Here is a 14,669-nt window from a genome sequence, read left to right as displayed (position 1 = left end):
GTGGTGTGCTCAGCCGGTACGGGGTAACGCCGTACTCGGGTCTGCTGTCTACGTGTTCCACCGCAAGCAGTGGGGCCCGGTGCGGCCCTCAGGACCCGCGCTGCCCGGACCAGGTCAGCTGCCCGCGCACCGCGTACCGCGTGCGCAGTTCCTCGGCCACGCGCTGGGACGCGGGCGGACGGCCGGGTCTCGCGGCGGCGGGCCGGCCGTCGTCGGGCGAAGGTGCCGGGACGGGCACCGGCTCGCTGGGGACGCCACCCGAAGTGGGGACCTCCTCGCCGGGCCCGGTGCCGGCCTCCGGCTGCTCCCGCAGTTGCCTGTCGAGCGCCTCCAGACGGTCCAACATCTGGGCGTCCGGTTGCGGGAACGCCGCGGATGCCCCGTTGGTCGACCTGGTCTGCTGGATGAGCGTGTGGCGGGCACGGGCCGGACTGGTACCCAGCTCCCGCAGCAGGTCGGCGCAGCGCCCGGTCACCTGGCCCAGGGTGGGGCGATCGTCCGGGTCGAAAGCAAGCATCGAACTCACCAGTGGGATCAGCCTCGCGGGCAGACCGGACAGGTCGGGCTGGGCGTCCGGGTTCACCACCTGCACCGCGATGGCCTCCCAACGCACGCCGTCGTAAGGCGCATGGCCCGTGGCGGCGTGCAGAAGGACCGTCCCCAGCCCGTACACGTCCGCTGCCGCCGTCACCTCGGTCTTGCCGCGGGCCTGCTCGGGCGGCATGCAGCGGACGGTGCCGAGCACCGTACCGGGCTGACTCATCGAACCCTTCGACGCTTCCAGGAAGGCGCCGAGACCGAAGTCGATGATCACCGGGCCGAAGTCGCCCAGGATGACGTTGGATGCCTTGAGGTCCCGGTGCAGCAAGCCTGCCCCGTGCACCGCGGCCAACCCCTCGGCCAGCAGTGCGCCCACGCTCGCCACCAGCGGCGCCGGCAGCGGCCCCTGGTCCTGCACCACCTCGGTCAGCGGCCGACCGGGCACGTAGTCCATGGCCAGCCACGGCTGCTCGGCGAGCGGGTCCGCGTCCAGGAACCGGGCCACCCGGCCCGTACCGGAGATGGTGCGTGCGATCTCCGCCTCCCGCTCGAAGCGGGCGCGGGAGTGCGGATCGATCTTGTCGGGCCGGATGACCTTGACCGCGACCGGATCGCCGGCGACGGAATAAGCCAGGTACACCGCCCCCATGCCCCCGGTGCCGAGACACCGCTCGACGGCGTACGGGCCGATCTGCTGCGGCAGGACGGCGCCTGTCACCAGCTTCCCCCCGAGTTCCACAGTGCCGACGCGAGCGCGATTGACGAGAGCGCCCCGCCCGCCTCAGGAAGCCGTACTGAGCGGTGTGGACACTGACGAATCACCCGTACAGCGTACCGATCAACACCAGCCTGCGCAGACGGTGACGCCGTTCTGTGACCGGAGGATGGGCCAGAGTGACGAATGGCAGGCAGCAGGCCACTCCGAGGTTCGTCCCAGCATCTGATCGCAGCGCAGTGGGGTACACGGATGAGGTGTGGGGCCCGGGCGCATCCTCGACTGGCTGGACGCCTGGCAGCAGAACGGCGCCGCCCGCGCCTGGTGGCCCGAGGCCCTGACCGCCGCCGAGGCCGACCAAGGCGAAACCCGGCAGTCGAAGCCGCTGCGCCCGTCCTGGTGCTACGGCACCCCCGGCATCGCCACCGCCCTGCACCACGCCGCCCGCGCCACCGGCGACACCGACCGGGCACGCACCGCCGAAGCCGCCTTCCTCGACGCCATCGAGGACCCCGACCAGGCCCACAGCCTCACCGACGGCACCGTCTGCCACGGCACCGCGGGGGTGCGGCTGGCCGCCCGGCGCTTCGCCGAGCGCACTGACCACGCCACCGCCATGCGCATCCTCGCCGCCGCCAGCAACCTGTCCGACCCCGGCACCGACGCCACCGGCCAGGGCCTGCTCGACGGCACCGCCGGCATCGCCCTCGCCCGCTGCTCCCTGGCCGCCGAACACCCCGGCACCGGCTGGGACGCCCTGCTGCTGCTCGTCTGACCAACCTGACCCGACAAGGAGAACCCTGGTGCTCGCCACCGGCGACCGCGCCTGGACGCAGGTCCACCTGCACCTGGCCACCGACACCCCCGAGGAGCACGCCGTCCGGCTCCTCGGCCCCGCCCTGATATCCCTGGAAGACCAAGGACTTCTGGACGCCTGGCACTTCCTGCGTAAGGGCGAGCGCTGGCGGCTGCGTTACCGCGAGTCCGCCTCCGGCACCCTGGAGGCAGTCACCACCGCGGCCGCGGTCAACGAGGCCTTGGACATGTGCCGCGAGGCGGGCATGATCGACGACTGGACCCCGGCCATCTACGAGCCGGAGACCTACGTATTCGGCGGATCCGCCGCGATGCCCGCCGCCCACCGCCTCTTCCACCAGGACAGCTGCCACGCCCTCACCTACCTTGCTGCCGTCAACCGCGGCGAACTAACGGACCGGCGGGCCGAGTTGTGGCAGCTGCTCGGTACGGCCGCGATGCGCGGTGCCGGACTCGACTGGTACGAGATCGGCGACACCTGGGCGCAGGTCGCCGAGAACCGGTCCGTAGACGGCCCCCAGCAGCCGGCCTCGAACCGCCGTCTGGTCGACGCCGCTCGCACCCTGCTCCGGGCCGACACCACCCCCGGCTCCGCCCTCCTGAAAGGCCGACTCGCCCACGCCGCGCCCTGGTTCGGCGCGTTCGCCGTCTACGGCCTGACCCTGCGGGGGCTGGCCGACGAGGGCCAGCTGTGGCGGGGGCAGCGCGCCGTCCTCGCCCATCACCAGCTGTTCGCCGCCAACCGTCTCGGCCTGCCCTACGAGCAGCAGGCGGCCCTCGCTTCGGCCGCCGCCGGGGCCGTCCTGGACCTGGTCGACGCCAACGAGGCGGTGCTGCGATGAGCGCCCGTCTCACCGGCCCGCTCGGCGACGCCCTCGCCCGACTCCCGCTCGTCCCCCGCAGACACGCCCTCGCCGCCCCGCTGGAGCAGCGGGTGCAGCAGCTCACCGACCTCGCCCGGCAGGCCGCTGACACCGAGAACCCGGCCACCGCCGCCAGCGTCCACAACCGCGCCGCGCTGCTCGCCTCCGACCGCGGCCTGCCCGGCCTGGCCCGCGTGCTGTGCCTCAACCACGCCGGCTTCTACCTCGCCCACCGGCCGCTGCCCCTCGACCTGGCCCGCTACGCCCTCGAACCCCTCGTCAACCTCGCCCACCTCGAACTGCGGGCGGGCAACGGCATCCCGGCACTCGCGATCCTGGACGAGCTGCTGCGGGCCGTCGCCGACAACGACGACGCCACCCTCCCCGGCGGCCTGATCATCCCCCTCACCGGGCTGACCGTCAGCAGCGCCGACCGCGCCGACGTCCACAAGTGGCTCACCGACATCCAGGTCTTCGAGGGCGCCCGCGCCCTGGCCCGCGCCGGGCGCCGGGCCGAAGCCCACTTCCATCTCAGGCAGTCCACCGACCGCAGCGACCGCCTGTTCGAGGCCCGCCAGGTCGCCGTCGTCGCCATGGCCCTCGAAGGCCGCACCGCGCTCGCCCGCGCCCTGGCCCGCGACACCCCCGCCGAACAGCCGTGGGAGCACGCCATCGCCGCTGCCCTGACCGTGGCGTGCACGCTGCTCGACGGCGCCCCGGCCGCCGAGCAGGCTGAGACGATGCTCCGCGCCCACGCCGCCGTCACCCCGCGCCAGGGCAGCGAGGTGTTCGACACCCGACTCGTCCTGACCGTCGCCGACCTCGCCACCGCCGCCGGCCGACTCCCCGACGCCGCCCGCGTCTACCTCACCGCCGTCGGCCGCACCCTCGCCGACCCCGAGGGCTACAGCGCCCGCGACCTCGCCCGCCACTGCCTCGCCGACGGCCTACCCGCCGAACAGCGCCACCGGCTGGCAGCCATCGCCGTCGAGTGCGGCGTCGGCGGCCCGGCCACCCTGACGACCGACCACGACAACCGGATCACCGCCGTCGTCACCAAGGCCGCCGCCAAGTCCCTCTCGCAGTCGCGGCCGTGACCCGGCCGTCCGTTCGACCGCGGACACGGGCACCGCCGCCGGTCCGGCGCACTCCCCGGCGCGCCTTCCAGCAGGACCCGACACCGAGAGGCAACCGCATGAGCAGCACCCTCACCACCGCCAGGCCCAAGCCCGGCGCTCTGGGCTCCTTCGTCCACGTCGGCTGGAACATCCAGCACGGCTGGAAACTCGCCCAAGCGATCGACCACCTGCGCCAGTTCGCCCAGGAGCGCGGCGCCGAGCGTCCGCACCTGCTCACCCTCCAAGAACTCCAGGAGGACCAAGCCGCCGAGGTCGCCCAGCAGCTCCAGCTGGACTTCGTGGAGGCACCCAACGAGCGTCCCGGCAGCCGCAACGCGCTGTTCTTCGCGCCCGAGCTGTTCCAGGCCGACCCCGAGTGGGTCCCCTACACCAACGCGGTCTGGCACCGGCCCGCCACGGCCAAGCTCCGCTGCATCCATCCCCACACCAAGGCCCTCAGCAAGCGCCAGGTCTCGGGTGGCCAGCGTCCACCTGAACTTCGAGGACCCCGGCGACCGGGAGCACCAGATCCGCTGGCTGCTGGCCAACATGTACAAGGACCGGTGGCTCGCCTTCGTCCAGGGCGACATGAACTCCTGGCCGGTGTGGGGCTGCCCGCTCCGCCTCGACGGGGCCGAGGACAAGGCATGGGTGGTGGACCGCTCGATCGTCCTGCCCGACGGAACGACCCGGCCCGACGACGTGCCCGACCGGCTCATGACCCTCCGCGGCATGGTCAACATCGGCAGGTACGCGGCCACCGTGCTCGGACAGGCCGGCGCGGACGGGCCCACCACCTGGGACGGTCCGAAGAAGGCCCGTCAGCGGATCCCCGCCGAAGACCTCCCGCCCGGCGGCATCGGCGGGATCGACCACGGCTACACCGCCGAGGAGCTGATGCGGGCGCTCATCTCCGTAACCATCCCGAACACGCCGCAGGTGCAGGAGGTTTCCGACCACCTCCCACAGGTCACCGAATGGGACACAGAGGTGTGGTGGGAGGTGATGGACGCCAAGGTCGCACTCGTCCGCCACTGATCCGAGGAACGGCGCCACGCCCCGAAGTCGAACAGCACCCGCATCGAACCAGGTCGTAGAGCACAAGGGCGTTCAAGAAGCGGACCGTGCGACACCAGCCGAAATCACCAGATCCGGTGAAGATCCCTACCGGTGCTCGGGGTTCTCGAAGTCGAAGCGGCAGCCCGCGTCCCACTCGGACCGCTGGTTGCCGTGCGCCGGGATGCCGCCCGCGTCCTTCAGCATCCGCGCCAGGTGCAGTTGGTTCCACGTCATGAACGTGGTGTTCCGGTTGGTGAAGTCGTTCTCCGGCCCACCCGACCCCTCGTCGAGGTACGACGGCCCCGGCCCGGCCGGTCCGACCCAGCCCGCATCGGCCTGCGGCGGGACGACGTACCCCAGGTGCTGGAGGCTGTAGAGCACGTTCATCGCGCAGTGCTTCGCACCGTCCTCGTTCCCGGTGATCAGACAGCCGCCGACCCGCCCGTAGTAGGCGTACTGGCCGTGCTCGTTGAGGACCGAGGAACAGGAGTACAGCCGCTCGATGACACGCTTCATGACGGAGGAGTTGTCTCCCAGCCACACAGGCCCCGCTAGCGTAAGGATGTCGGCGGCCATCACCTTCGAGTAGATGACCGGCCATTCGTCGGTCTCCCACCCGTGCTCCGTCATGTCCGGCCACACGCCGGTGGCGATGTCGATGTCGACGGCGCGAAGGACTTCGACCGACACGCCCTGGCGTTCCATGATTCCCGTGCTGATGTCGATGAGGCCTTGGGTGTGGCTCCGTTCCGGCGATCGCTTCAGCGTGCAGTTGATCACCAGGGCTCGAAGGCCACCGTACGACGTGCCAGGCCCGGGCATGGCTTCCTCTCCTTCTGCTGCTCAGGTCGTTCGGGTCAGCTCACCAGCCACGGGTCCGGCCGGCTGACAGGCTCACCCGGTCGGACCGCGATCCCGCTCCAACGGCTCAGCCGAGGACGAGCACCGGCTCGTGGCACGTCACTTGCACGCCGTTGGACGTCTCGAAGCCGCGGGATTCGATCCTGAGCTCGCATCGCAGCGACGCCCGGCCCTCCGCGAACGCCCGCAGTACGGGTTCCAGCGTCCCGGCCAGCATCCACGACGAGGTGGCGAACTCGAACACCCCGAGCGAGGGCGCCTCGGTCAGCCGGAACGCGATCTTGATCTCGGGCTTCGCGCCGTGGCCGGACCTGGCCGCAGAGCGCTTCTCCGCCAGGCCCGTGCCACAGCCGCACTGCTTGACGTCGAGAGCAGCAGGGCGGTGGCAATTCCGGTGGTCCGCCCGGACCTTGCCGCTCCCCCGGACGCCCCGGTTCACCATCCGGAACGAGATCGACTCAGCCCCATGCATCGTGATCGAGAGAGAGTGGACTCCGGTCCTCACCATGTAGGCAGGCGAGGAACCGCGAGGGTCGGCTTCGTCGATCCTGCCACCCAGCACCGAAGCGACCGTAACTGCGCTCTCTCGGCCGCCGGTGACGAAGCACCATCCTCCCTCGGCCATTACGCTGATCCGCTCAGCGGCTACCAGAAGACCGGATGTCACACAACAGTACGTCGCCACAGGACGCCTCCTCACCTCTCGTCGAGTGGTGAGAGCATCCGGATCCGGCGCGGTTTGACTCGGCCGTCTCCCCTTGTCTCGAAGCCCGGCCCAGCCGGGGACCGGCCCGCCGCGGCATGACGGCGACAGGCCAGCCGTGTCTGTCAGGCTGCCGCGGCGAAGGACCCTTGGTCCTTCGGCTTCAACCACGGGTCGGGCTGGTCGAGCCAGTGGATCTCCACGCGCGACGGGCCGTCGAACACGTTGCATCCCCGACGGCCCTTCGTCACCACGACCCGGCGGATCACGAGGCGCAGCAGCTCGCGTCGCAGGGGCAGGTCGGCCTCTGCACAGGCCTGCCGGATCCCGGCGTCCTCCAGGAGGAACGAGATGTCGAGGCGCTTCGGGCTGGCGTCCGCCACCCTCCGCTTCGCGTTCTCCAGGGCGGTCCGCGCTTCGGCCTGCAGGATCGGCAGGTGCGTGTCGAACGGCGGGTCGAAGAAGCCCGAAGCCTGCTGTTCCACCAACCGCTTGATTCCGGCTTCGGCCGACTTCAACGCGGCTGCGGCTTCCGCGAGTTCAGCCCCGTTGTCCGGCTGCTGGAGGCCCTTCCACCGCTGGGCGGCCTTCACCAGGAGCGGGTCGTCCGGCTCCGCCGCGTTCATCCAGGAGAACCAGGCTTCGGTCACGTACTCCTCGAGCCGTGCCCGGCTGACCGACACCGGTGCAGGGCAGACATCACCCTGCACGGCGCGCCAGCAGCGGTAGTTCTGCGAATCGGGAGATGCGCCGCCCCTGCATCCGGGGCACTTCACCGCGTCGGTGAGGAGTTCGCGGGTCGTCCCCACCCGGGCGGCCTGGTCGGGGGAGGCGAAGGTGAAGCCGGCCGCGACCTGGCGGGCCCGGGCGAGCAGGTCGGCCGGTACGGGTTCCACACCGTCGGCGAGCACGCTCACCCGGTTCCCGTCGCGGTCCCGGAACGCCTCGATGCGGCCGCGGGTGGCCTTCTGCCGGCGCGGCGCCACCTGCCAGCCCTCGTAGACCGGGTTGTGCAGGATCCGCGAGATGGCGTTCGCCTGCCACCTTCCGCCGCCGGGCCCGGGGACGGGGTTCGGGCCGGAGTTGAGCGCCTTGGCCACGGATCGCTGCGAGAAGCCGAGCGCGACGCACTTCACCACGTGCAGAACGATCCGCCACGTCTCGGGGGCGTGGTGCAGTTTCCTCGTCCTGTCCGCGCACAGGCCGTAGGGGGCCATCTGCGTCCACTGGCCGCGGGCCCGCATCGTCGCCTTGGTCGACTTGATGTTGTACGACAGGCGGTTGGAGTACTCGCGGGCCTGTTCGGCGCGGTCGATGATCCAGCGCCGGTCCCGCTCGATCGAGGAGTCCAGCCCCTCGTAGTCGAAGATCACGCGGGCCTTGCCCAGGATCGGACCGATGTCGTCGATGCCCTTGCGGGTGAACCGGTCCAGGAAGGCGCACCACAGCGCCGGTACTTCGCCCGCCAGGACGGCGGCCAGCGCCTTGTCGAACTCGGGCCGCTCGATGTCGCTCCAGGCGGACAGGTTGTCCACCCACAACCTCGCGGACCCGGTACCCCTCCCGTGCGGCCCAGGCCCGACCGGTGTTCTCCTGGGACTGGATGGAGGTCAGGTCACGCGGGTCCTCGTCGCGCACGGCGCGCGATTTGCGCAGGTAGAGGTCTACGTACGGCAGGTCGGTCATCACTCGTTCTCCGTCCGGGGCGGGCCATCATGGCACGCGATTGGCGGCAGGCAGAGTGTTCCGCCGGCTCAGACCGGGCCGGCCAGCACCAGGACGTCGGCGGCCATCACCCGGCTGTAGAGGACGGGCCACTCGTCCGTCTCCCAGCCGTGCTCGGTCATGTCCGGCCAGACGCCGGTGGCGAGGTCGTGGTCCACCGCGCGGACCACCTCGACCCGCACGCCCTGGCGCTCCATGATCCCGGTGCTGACGTCGATCAGGCCCTGGGTGTGGCTCCGCTCGGGCGAGCGCTTGAGCGTGCAGTTGATCACCAGGGCGCTCAGGTCGCCGTACTCGGCGGGGGGCGAGGTGGACATCGTCGGCCTTTCGCTGCTCGGCTCGTCACCCACCAGTCCACCCCGGCCCCGCGCACCCCCGCCCGCCGGACTCCGCCAAGCGGAGTCGCCTCACACCTGCCCGTCCGGCTGCTCCGGCGGCGGCAGCACCGGCGTGACGAGCATCTGCCCCGCCAGCGCGGTGCTCGCGGTGACCGCGGCGAGCGTGGAGTCGTACATCGGCCGGATGTTGCGCTGGTGCCAGAGCGTCTGGGTGGTCGCCCAGGCGGCGTCCCTGGCGCGGGCGATCGAGAAGCTGGCGACGATGTGCTTCAGCGGCTCGGCCTCCTCGGTGGCGACCCTGACGATCTGCGCCTCGAAGGACGCCCGCACCTCGGCCTCCACCTGGGCGAGCAGCTCGTTCACCTTGAGGTAGTCGGCGTGCACCGGCGGCGTGTCGGGCGTGGTCCGCCGCTCGATGCAGGTCTCCACGACGGCCAGGGCGAGGTCGTGGTTGATGTGCGCGTTCATCCCGGCGAACGCGAACTGGACCGGCCACACCCTGCGGTGGCTGCGCGCGTCGAACAGCGGCTTCCAGGCCGCGTTCACCGGCCGTCCGGCCTCGCCGGCGTCGACCGCGTCGAAGTACAGGTTGGCGAACACCACGTCCAGCCGCTCGATGAACGCCTGGTCCTGGAAGTACCCGGCCGTGAGCCGCTCCCCGACCAGCTCGGTCACCCTGAGGTACATCCGGTCGAAGCAGGCGACCCCGTCCCGCGGGTCCAACCGCGCCCTGATCTCCCGCATCCGCTCGATGACCTCGTCGACGCTCTGCGCGTGCTTGGCGGCTGGCCGGGTCATGGGGCTGGTCCTTCCGTCGGCGTACTCCGGCTGCCAGCTATACCCACCCGCCGCCGACGTGTCCGGCGGACCGGCGGACACACCGGCGCCCATCACCCGTTCCGGTGACGACCGGCGCCGGGCGGGGACCGGCCCGGCGACGGGTGCGCCGGCGGCGGGTGCGGTCAGGCACCGGCACCGGCACCGGCACCCGCACCCGCGCCCGTGCCCGTGCCCGCGTCCGTGCCCGTCCCGGCGGTCCCGCCCGTGTCCGCGGCCGCCGCCAGGCCGGTGAGGGTGGCGGTGAGGATGCGGGCGAGGCGCGGTTCGAGCTCGATGACGGCGTGGGCGAGGCGGGGGTCGCCGCGGTAGAGGGCGGCGACCTCGGGGCCCGGGTTGGCGATCTGCCACATCGCCCCGGCGAGGGCGACGGCGGTGGCGAACAGGTCGGTGACGTCCTGGTCGGTCAGGGCGGGCAGCTGGGCGCGGACGGCCTCGGCGACCGGCTCGCGGGCGGCCCGGGTGGCGAGCTTGAAGTCGCGCACCGCGTCGAGCGAGACATTGCGTTCGAGGTTGAGGGGCGCGTGGGCGAGCAGGTCGCAGAACGGGCCGCGGGCGGCGAGGGTGGCGGCGAACTCCCGGGCCACGGCGGCCGGGCCCGGGTCCGCGGCCGCGCGCAGCCGCGCGGTCAGCGCCCCGGACCACTCGGCCCAGCCCTCCGCGGTCAGCCGCAGGAAGATCTCCTCGCGGGTCTCGAAGTACCGCAGCAACGCCGACTTGTGCATGCCGACCGCGGCGGCGATGTCCGTCAGGGTGACGTCCCTGATGCCGCGCTCGCGGCCGAGCACCCGGGCCGCCTCCAGGATCGCGGCCTCGCGCTGCCGCTTGGCCTCGGGGGAGCGTGCGCGCTGGAACTCCGATGCATTCACCACTCCCCCATGGTAGCGCAACGCCGTTGCACTATTAGCGCAACGGTGTTTTACTAACGGCATGGACAAGACCTGGTTCATCACCGGCAGCTCTCGCGGCCTCGGCCGCGCCCTCACCCGCGCCGCCCTGGAGGCCGGACACGGGGTGGCCGCGACCGCCCGCCGCCCCGAGCAACTCGCCGACCTCGCCGAGGAGTTCGGCGACCGGATCCGCCCGATCGCGCTGGACGTCACCGACCCGGCGGCCGCCCGGGCCGCGCTCGCCGAGGCTCACGCGCACTTCGGCCGGATCGACGTCCTGGTCAACAACGCCGGCTACGCCAACGTCTCGCCGATCGAGACCACCGAGGACGCCGACTTCCGCGCCCAGTTCGAGACCAACTTCTGGGGCGTCTACCACGTCACCAAGGCCGCGATCCCGCTGCTGCGCGCGCAGCGGAGCGGGCTGATCATGCAGTTCTCCTCGGTGGGCGGACGGGTCGGCGGCTCCCCCGGCATCGCCTCCTACCAGGCGGCGAAGTTCGCCATCGACGGGTTCAGCCGCGTCCTGCGCGCCGAGACCGAGCCGTTCGGCGTCCGGGTGCTGGTCGTCGAGCCGAGCGGGTTCCGCACCGACTGGGCCGGCGCCTCGATGACCGTCCACGACACCCCGGAGGCGTACGCCGGGACGGTCGGCGCCGTCCACACGCGCCTGCGGCAGGCGGGCGCCGGCGCCGCCGGGGACCCCGTGCGCGCCGCCGGGATCCTGGTGCGGATGGCCGGACGGCGCGACGTCCCCCACCACCTGCCGCTCGGCGTCAACGCGGCCGAGACCTCGATCGCGATGGACCGGCAGCTGCTCGCCGAGGACACCAAGTGGCGCGAGGTCGCCCGCTCGGCCGACTTCGCCGAGGCCTACCCCGTGCCCTTCCCGCCGGAGCCGACGCACTGACCCGTGCCGCCGGGACCGCCAGTGCCGCCCGGACCGGCAGCGCCACCCGGACCGGCAGCGGCGCCCGGACCGGCAGCGGCGGCCGATATGCCCTCACATGTCCCGCCGGCCCGCACCCGTGGGCCGCTCGCCCCTGACGAAGGTTCGTATCCGTCCTCTATGATCCCGCCGGATCGGTGGCGCAGCCGCACCGCCGATCCGGCGTTCCGGTGGCCGGACCGAACCGGACCGGACCGGACGAGAGATCGGAAGAGAGACCCGGTGACCTTCACCCCACGTGCCCGCCGCGCGCTCGGCGTCGCGGCCTCGGCACTCACCCTGGCCCTGATACCCGCGGGGCCGGGAGGCGCCACGGGCGCCGCCGCCGCCCCGCCGAAGCCGGTGGACCTGACCGCCACCCGCCCGTTCCACGACACCTTCACCCAGGACCCCGCGCTCGCCACGGCCCCGTTCTACGGACTCAACGCCGACCTCACCACCCGGCAGGCGCCGCCGGACGGCGAGCGCACGATCTCCTACACCCGCGTCTCCGGCCGCTGGTGGACCGCCGAGCCGCCGGACTCCTCGTTCGTCCAGGTCGGCCCCGCGGCCCGGCCCAACCGCCTGGTGTTCGGCAAGGGCATCTCGGCCGTGATGCTGGGCGCACCCGCCGTCGCCGACGCCGGCGGCCGCTACACCGTCTCCACCGTGGTCGACCCCTCGGTGGGCGACACCACCAGCCAGGACTGGGCCTCGATCGTGCTCAGCCGCAGCCACCGCAGCACCGGTTACGTGACCAACGCCGACGTCGACCTCGGGCTGACCGTCAAGTCGGACGGCAAGCTCGCGCTCTACCACGGCGGTGGTGGCGAGAGCGCGTTCTGGTCCGGCCAGGTCACGCCGGCCGACAGCTACGCCGTCTCGCTCACGGTCTCCACCGGCGCGGACCGCACGGTCACGCTGGAGGTCAACGGCACCACGCTGACCGCCACCGCCCCCGCGACGGTCACCCGCTGGCCGAGCAGCGCCTTCCTCTACCTGGGCGCCTACCTCGACTCCAGCAGCACCAAGGTGACCACCTTCGGCAACGGCGCCGGGCAGGGCCTGTCGGTCAGCCGCGTCGACACCTCCGCCGGCGCGAGCGCCAGGCCGCTCGTCGACACCTTCGACGGCGCCCCCTCCGGCACCGCCGACTTCGGCCTGAACCAGGACCTGAGCGCCCGCCAGCCGAGCCTGCTCTCCTCGAACTACGTCGCCGAGTCCGGGGTCAACGGCCTGGTCACCGACCCCGTCCCGGGCGCGGCGCAGGTGAACTCCCCCGCCCACCCGAACGTGCTCTCCTTCCCCCGGGGCACGGCCGCGGTGCGCCTCGCCAAGCCCGCCACCGCCGACCTCGACGGCCTGTACACCGTGCAGGCGAGGCTGACGCCCGCCGTCGGCAGCACCACCGGCACCGACGCGGCCCACCTCGCCGTCAGCCGCGCGAGCAACGGCACCGGCGCCGTGGACGCACCCGACGTCGCGCTCGGCCTGCGGGTGCAGGCGGACGGCGCTCTGACCCTCCACCAGGGCGGCACCGTCACCGCGCTCGCCTCCGTCCCGGCGGCCCCCTCCTACACGGTCTCCCTGGCCCTGGCCGCCGGACCGGACAAGCTCGCCACCGTGACCGTCAACGGGCGGGAGGTCTTCTCCGGCACGACCGCCGCCGAGCTGCCCCGCGACGGCTACGTCGTCCTGGGCGCCCGGCCCTCCGCCGCCGGCCGCGTCGCCACCGTGGACGAGCTGCGGATCTCGATGCTCGGCGGGCTCGGCTACTACGGGTACTACGCCACCGTGGACCCCATCGACGGCCCCCACCCGGACTTCACCCCCAAGGTCGCCGGCTGGACCAACTTCAACGGCTACTCGCGCGACGCGGACAACATCTCGCTCGGCTTCCTGGACAACTGCCGCCCGGCCTCCTGCGCCCTCGGCGTCAACCCCGAGGTGGTCAACCCCGGCGTGGGGCACCGGCTCGTCGCCAAGCCCACCGCCGAGATCGAGGACAACCTCACCGCCCTGAAGGCGCGGATCGGCGGCAACCTCGACAAGATCGGCGCCATCTACCTCACCGACGAGGCCTACTACCGCGAGCTGACCGCCGACCAGATCCGGGTGCAGGCCGAGCTGGTCCGGGCCGCCTTCCCCGGCAAGCTGCTGATCTTCGACTACGCCTCGGGCGACCTCTCGCCGGTCCCGGGCGTCAACCCCGCCCCCGCGCTCGCCGACATCGTCGGCTCCAACCGGTACTGCCAGGGCCGGGGGACGGTCCAGGGCCTGGTGGAGAAGCTCCGCTCCAAGCTCGCCTCGCCCGACCAGCACCTCATGCTCTTCCCGGAGACCTTCCGGTCCGACGAATGCGGGAGCAGCAGCGACGCGCAGATCGCCGCGTTCAACGCCGAGTACGAGGCCGTCGCGGCCCAGGACCCGCGCATCGTCTACCTGCACCCCTTCCGCTGGATGAGCGGCACCGCCGCCGACCTGCCGCAGACCGTCGCCCGCCAGCAGGCCGCCGGCACGGCGGTCGTCAACGCCACCCCCGCCCGCCGGCCCTCCTCGGTCGGCGTGTACCGGGCGGCCGACCGGAGCGTCACCCAGGCGTCCCACAACGGGGTCACCATCGCCCGCGCCACCGTCGGCGCTCCCGGTGACGTCCCGCTGGCGGGCCACTGGAACGGCCCCGGCGTCGACACCATCGGCTACTACCGCCCGAGCACCGCGGAGTTCTTCCTGCCCGGTCCGGACGGCACGATCGGCGCCCCGGTGCGGTACGGCAACTACGACGACGTCCCCGTCGTCGGGGACTGGAGCGGGCGCGGGCGGACCACGATCGGCGTCTACCGGCCGAGCGAGGCCACCTTCTACCTCAGCGACGACAACGCCGTCTTCAAGTACCGGATCATGCTGGGCAACGTCGGGTGGAAGCCGCTGGTCGGCGACTGGGACGGCAACGGCACCACCACCGTCGCGGTCTACGACCCGCAGACGCGGACCTTCCACCTCAACGACTCCAACCAGACCGAGCACGTCCGGGACGTCGTCTACGGCAACACCGGCGACATCCCGGTCAAGGGCGACTGGGACGGCACCGGCGTCGACAGCGTCGGCGTCTTCCGGCCCTCCGACCACTCCTTCTCCGGCGCGGCGGTCGGCAGCGACCTGACCGTCTTCCGGGCGACCGTCGGCGACGGCGAGACCCCGCTGGTGGGCAACTGGGGCTGACGCCCCGATGAACGACCGCGGGCCCCGGGCCGGGGAGCAGCGCGCTCCCCGGCC

Annotated in this window: 12 protein-coding genes and 1 pseudogene; 6 read left to right on the top strand and 7 right to left on the bottom strand. The window is 72.4% G+C overall.

The window, feature by feature from the left end; genetic code table 11:
- Positions 1 to 88: 88 nt before the first annotated feature.
- Entirely contained in the window at positions 89 to 1,258 is a 1,170-nt protein-coding gene (locus ACFXAM_RS15735) for a protein kinase (RefSeq protein ID WP_380291426.1), read from the bottom strand.
- 256 nt (positions 1,259 to 1,514) lie between these two features.
- Between ACFXAM_RS15735 and ACFXAM_RS15730 the strand changes: the two genes are divergently transcribed.
- The 4 genes from ACFXAM_RS15730 to ACFXAM_RS15715 all read left to right on the top strand — a co-directional run bounded on the left by ACFXAM_RS15730 (position 1,515) and on the right by ACFXAM_RS15715 (position 5,090).
- On the top strand, positions 1,515 to 2,030 hold the full coding sequence (locus ACFXAM_RS15730; RefSeq protein ID WP_380291424.1) for a lanthionine synthetase LanC family protein: 516 nt from the start codon (positions 1,515 to 1,517) through the stop codon (positions 2,028 to 2,030).
- A gap of 28 nt (positions 2,031 to 2,058) precedes the next feature.
- Complete coding sequence (locus tag ACFXAM_RS15725; RefSeq protein WP_380291422.1) at positions 2,059 to 2,913, top strand: thiopeptide-type bacteriocin biosynthesis protein; 855 nt, start codon at positions 2,059 to 2,061, stop codon at positions 2,911 to 2,913.
- Complete coding sequence (locus ACFXAM_RS15720) at positions 2,910 to 4,031, top strand: hypothetical protein (RefSeq protein ID WP_380291420.1); 1,122 nt, start codon at positions 2,910 to 2,912, stop codon at positions 4,029 to 4,031. The genes ACFXAM_RS15725 and ACFXAM_RS15720 overlap by 4 nt, the downstream gene beginning before the upstream one ends.
- 498 nt (positions 4,032 to 4,529) lie before the next feature.
- A complete protein-coding gene (locus ACFXAM_RS15715) occupies positions 4,530 to 5,090 on the top strand; it encodes a hypothetical protein (protein ID WP_380291418.1) in 561 nt (186 codons plus the stop codon).
- A gap of 126 nt (positions 5,091 to 5,216) precedes the next feature.
- Here the strand turns inward: ACFXAM_RS15715 and ACFXAM_RS15710 are convergent, their stop codons facing one another.
- The 6 genes and pseudogenes from ACFXAM_RS15710 to ACFXAM_RS15685 all read right to left on the bottom strand — a co-directional run bounded on the left by ACFXAM_RS15710 (position 5,217) and on the right by ACFXAM_RS15685 (position 10,444).
- The gene (locus ACFXAM_RS15710; RefSeq protein WP_380291416.1) at positions 5,217 to 5,933 is read right to left on the bottom strand and encodes a flavodoxin family protein; all 717 of its coding nucleotides are present in this window, start codon (positions 5,931 to 5,933) and stop codon (positions 5,217 to 5,219) included.
- 106 nt (positions 5,934 to 6,039) lie between these two features.
- Positions 6,040 to 6,657, bottom strand: a complete 618-nt coding sequence (locus ACFXAM_RS15705; protein ID WP_380291414.1) for a hypothetical protein — start codon at positions 6,655 to 6,657, stop codon at positions 6,040 to 6,042.
- Positions 6,658 to 6,800: 143 nt separating this feature from the next.
- Positions 6,801 to 8,210 (bottom strand): recombinase family protein, encoded by a 1,410-nt coding sequence (locus tag ACFXAM_RS15700; protein ID WP_380291412.1) that lies wholly within the window; start codon positions 8,208 to 8,210, stop codon positions 6,801 to 6,803.
- Between the two features lie 222 nt (positions 8,211 to 8,432).
- Positions 8,433 to 8,717 (bottom strand): annotated as a pseudogene (locus tag ACFXAM_RS15695) (flavodoxin family protein); the annotation flags it as partial.
- 90 nt (positions 8,718 to 8,807) lie between these two features.
- Entirely contained in the window at positions 8,808 to 9,536 is a 729-nt protein-coding gene (locus ACFXAM_RS15690; protein ID WP_380291410.1) for a DUF5995 family protein, read from the bottom strand.
- A 164-nt stretch (positions 9,537 to 9,700) separates the two neighbouring features.
- The gene (locus tag ACFXAM_RS15685; RefSeq protein ID WP_380291449.1) at positions 9,701 to 10,444 is read right to left on the bottom strand and encodes a TetR family transcriptional regulator; all 744 of its coding nucleotides are present in this window, start codon (positions 10,442 to 10,444) and stop codon (positions 9,701 to 9,703) included.
- A 61-nt stretch (positions 10,445 to 10,505) separates the two neighbouring features.
- On the opposite strand from ACFXAM_RS15685, the gene ACFXAM_RS15680 reads away from it, so the two are divergent.
- Together ACFXAM_RS15680 and ACFXAM_RS15675 are read left to right on the top strand one after the other, a co-directional pair.
- The gene (locus ACFXAM_RS15680) at positions 10,506 to 11,375 is read left to right on the top strand and encodes an SDR family NAD(P)-dependent oxidoreductase (protein WP_380291408.1); all 870 of its coding nucleotides are present in this window, start codon (positions 10,506 to 10,508) and stop codon (positions 11,373 to 11,375) included.
- 261 nt (positions 11,376 to 11,636) lie between these two features.
- Positions 11,637 to 14,615 (top strand): hypothetical protein, encoded by a 2,979-nt coding sequence (locus tag ACFXAM_RS15675; RefSeq protein ID WP_380291406.1) that lies wholly within the window; start codon positions 11,637 to 11,639, stop codon positions 14,613 to 14,615.
- Positions 14,616 to 14,669: the final 54 nt, after the last annotated feature.

Source organism: Kitasatospora sp. NPDC059462 (genome assembly GCF_042749955.1).
Taxonomy (GTDB): domain Bacteria; phylum Actinomycetota; class Actinomycetes; order Streptomycetales; family Streptomycetaceae; genus Kitasatospora.
The sequence above is the reverse complement of the archived record's forward strand: the minus strand, read 5'-3'. Positions and strand labels throughout refer to the sequence as shown.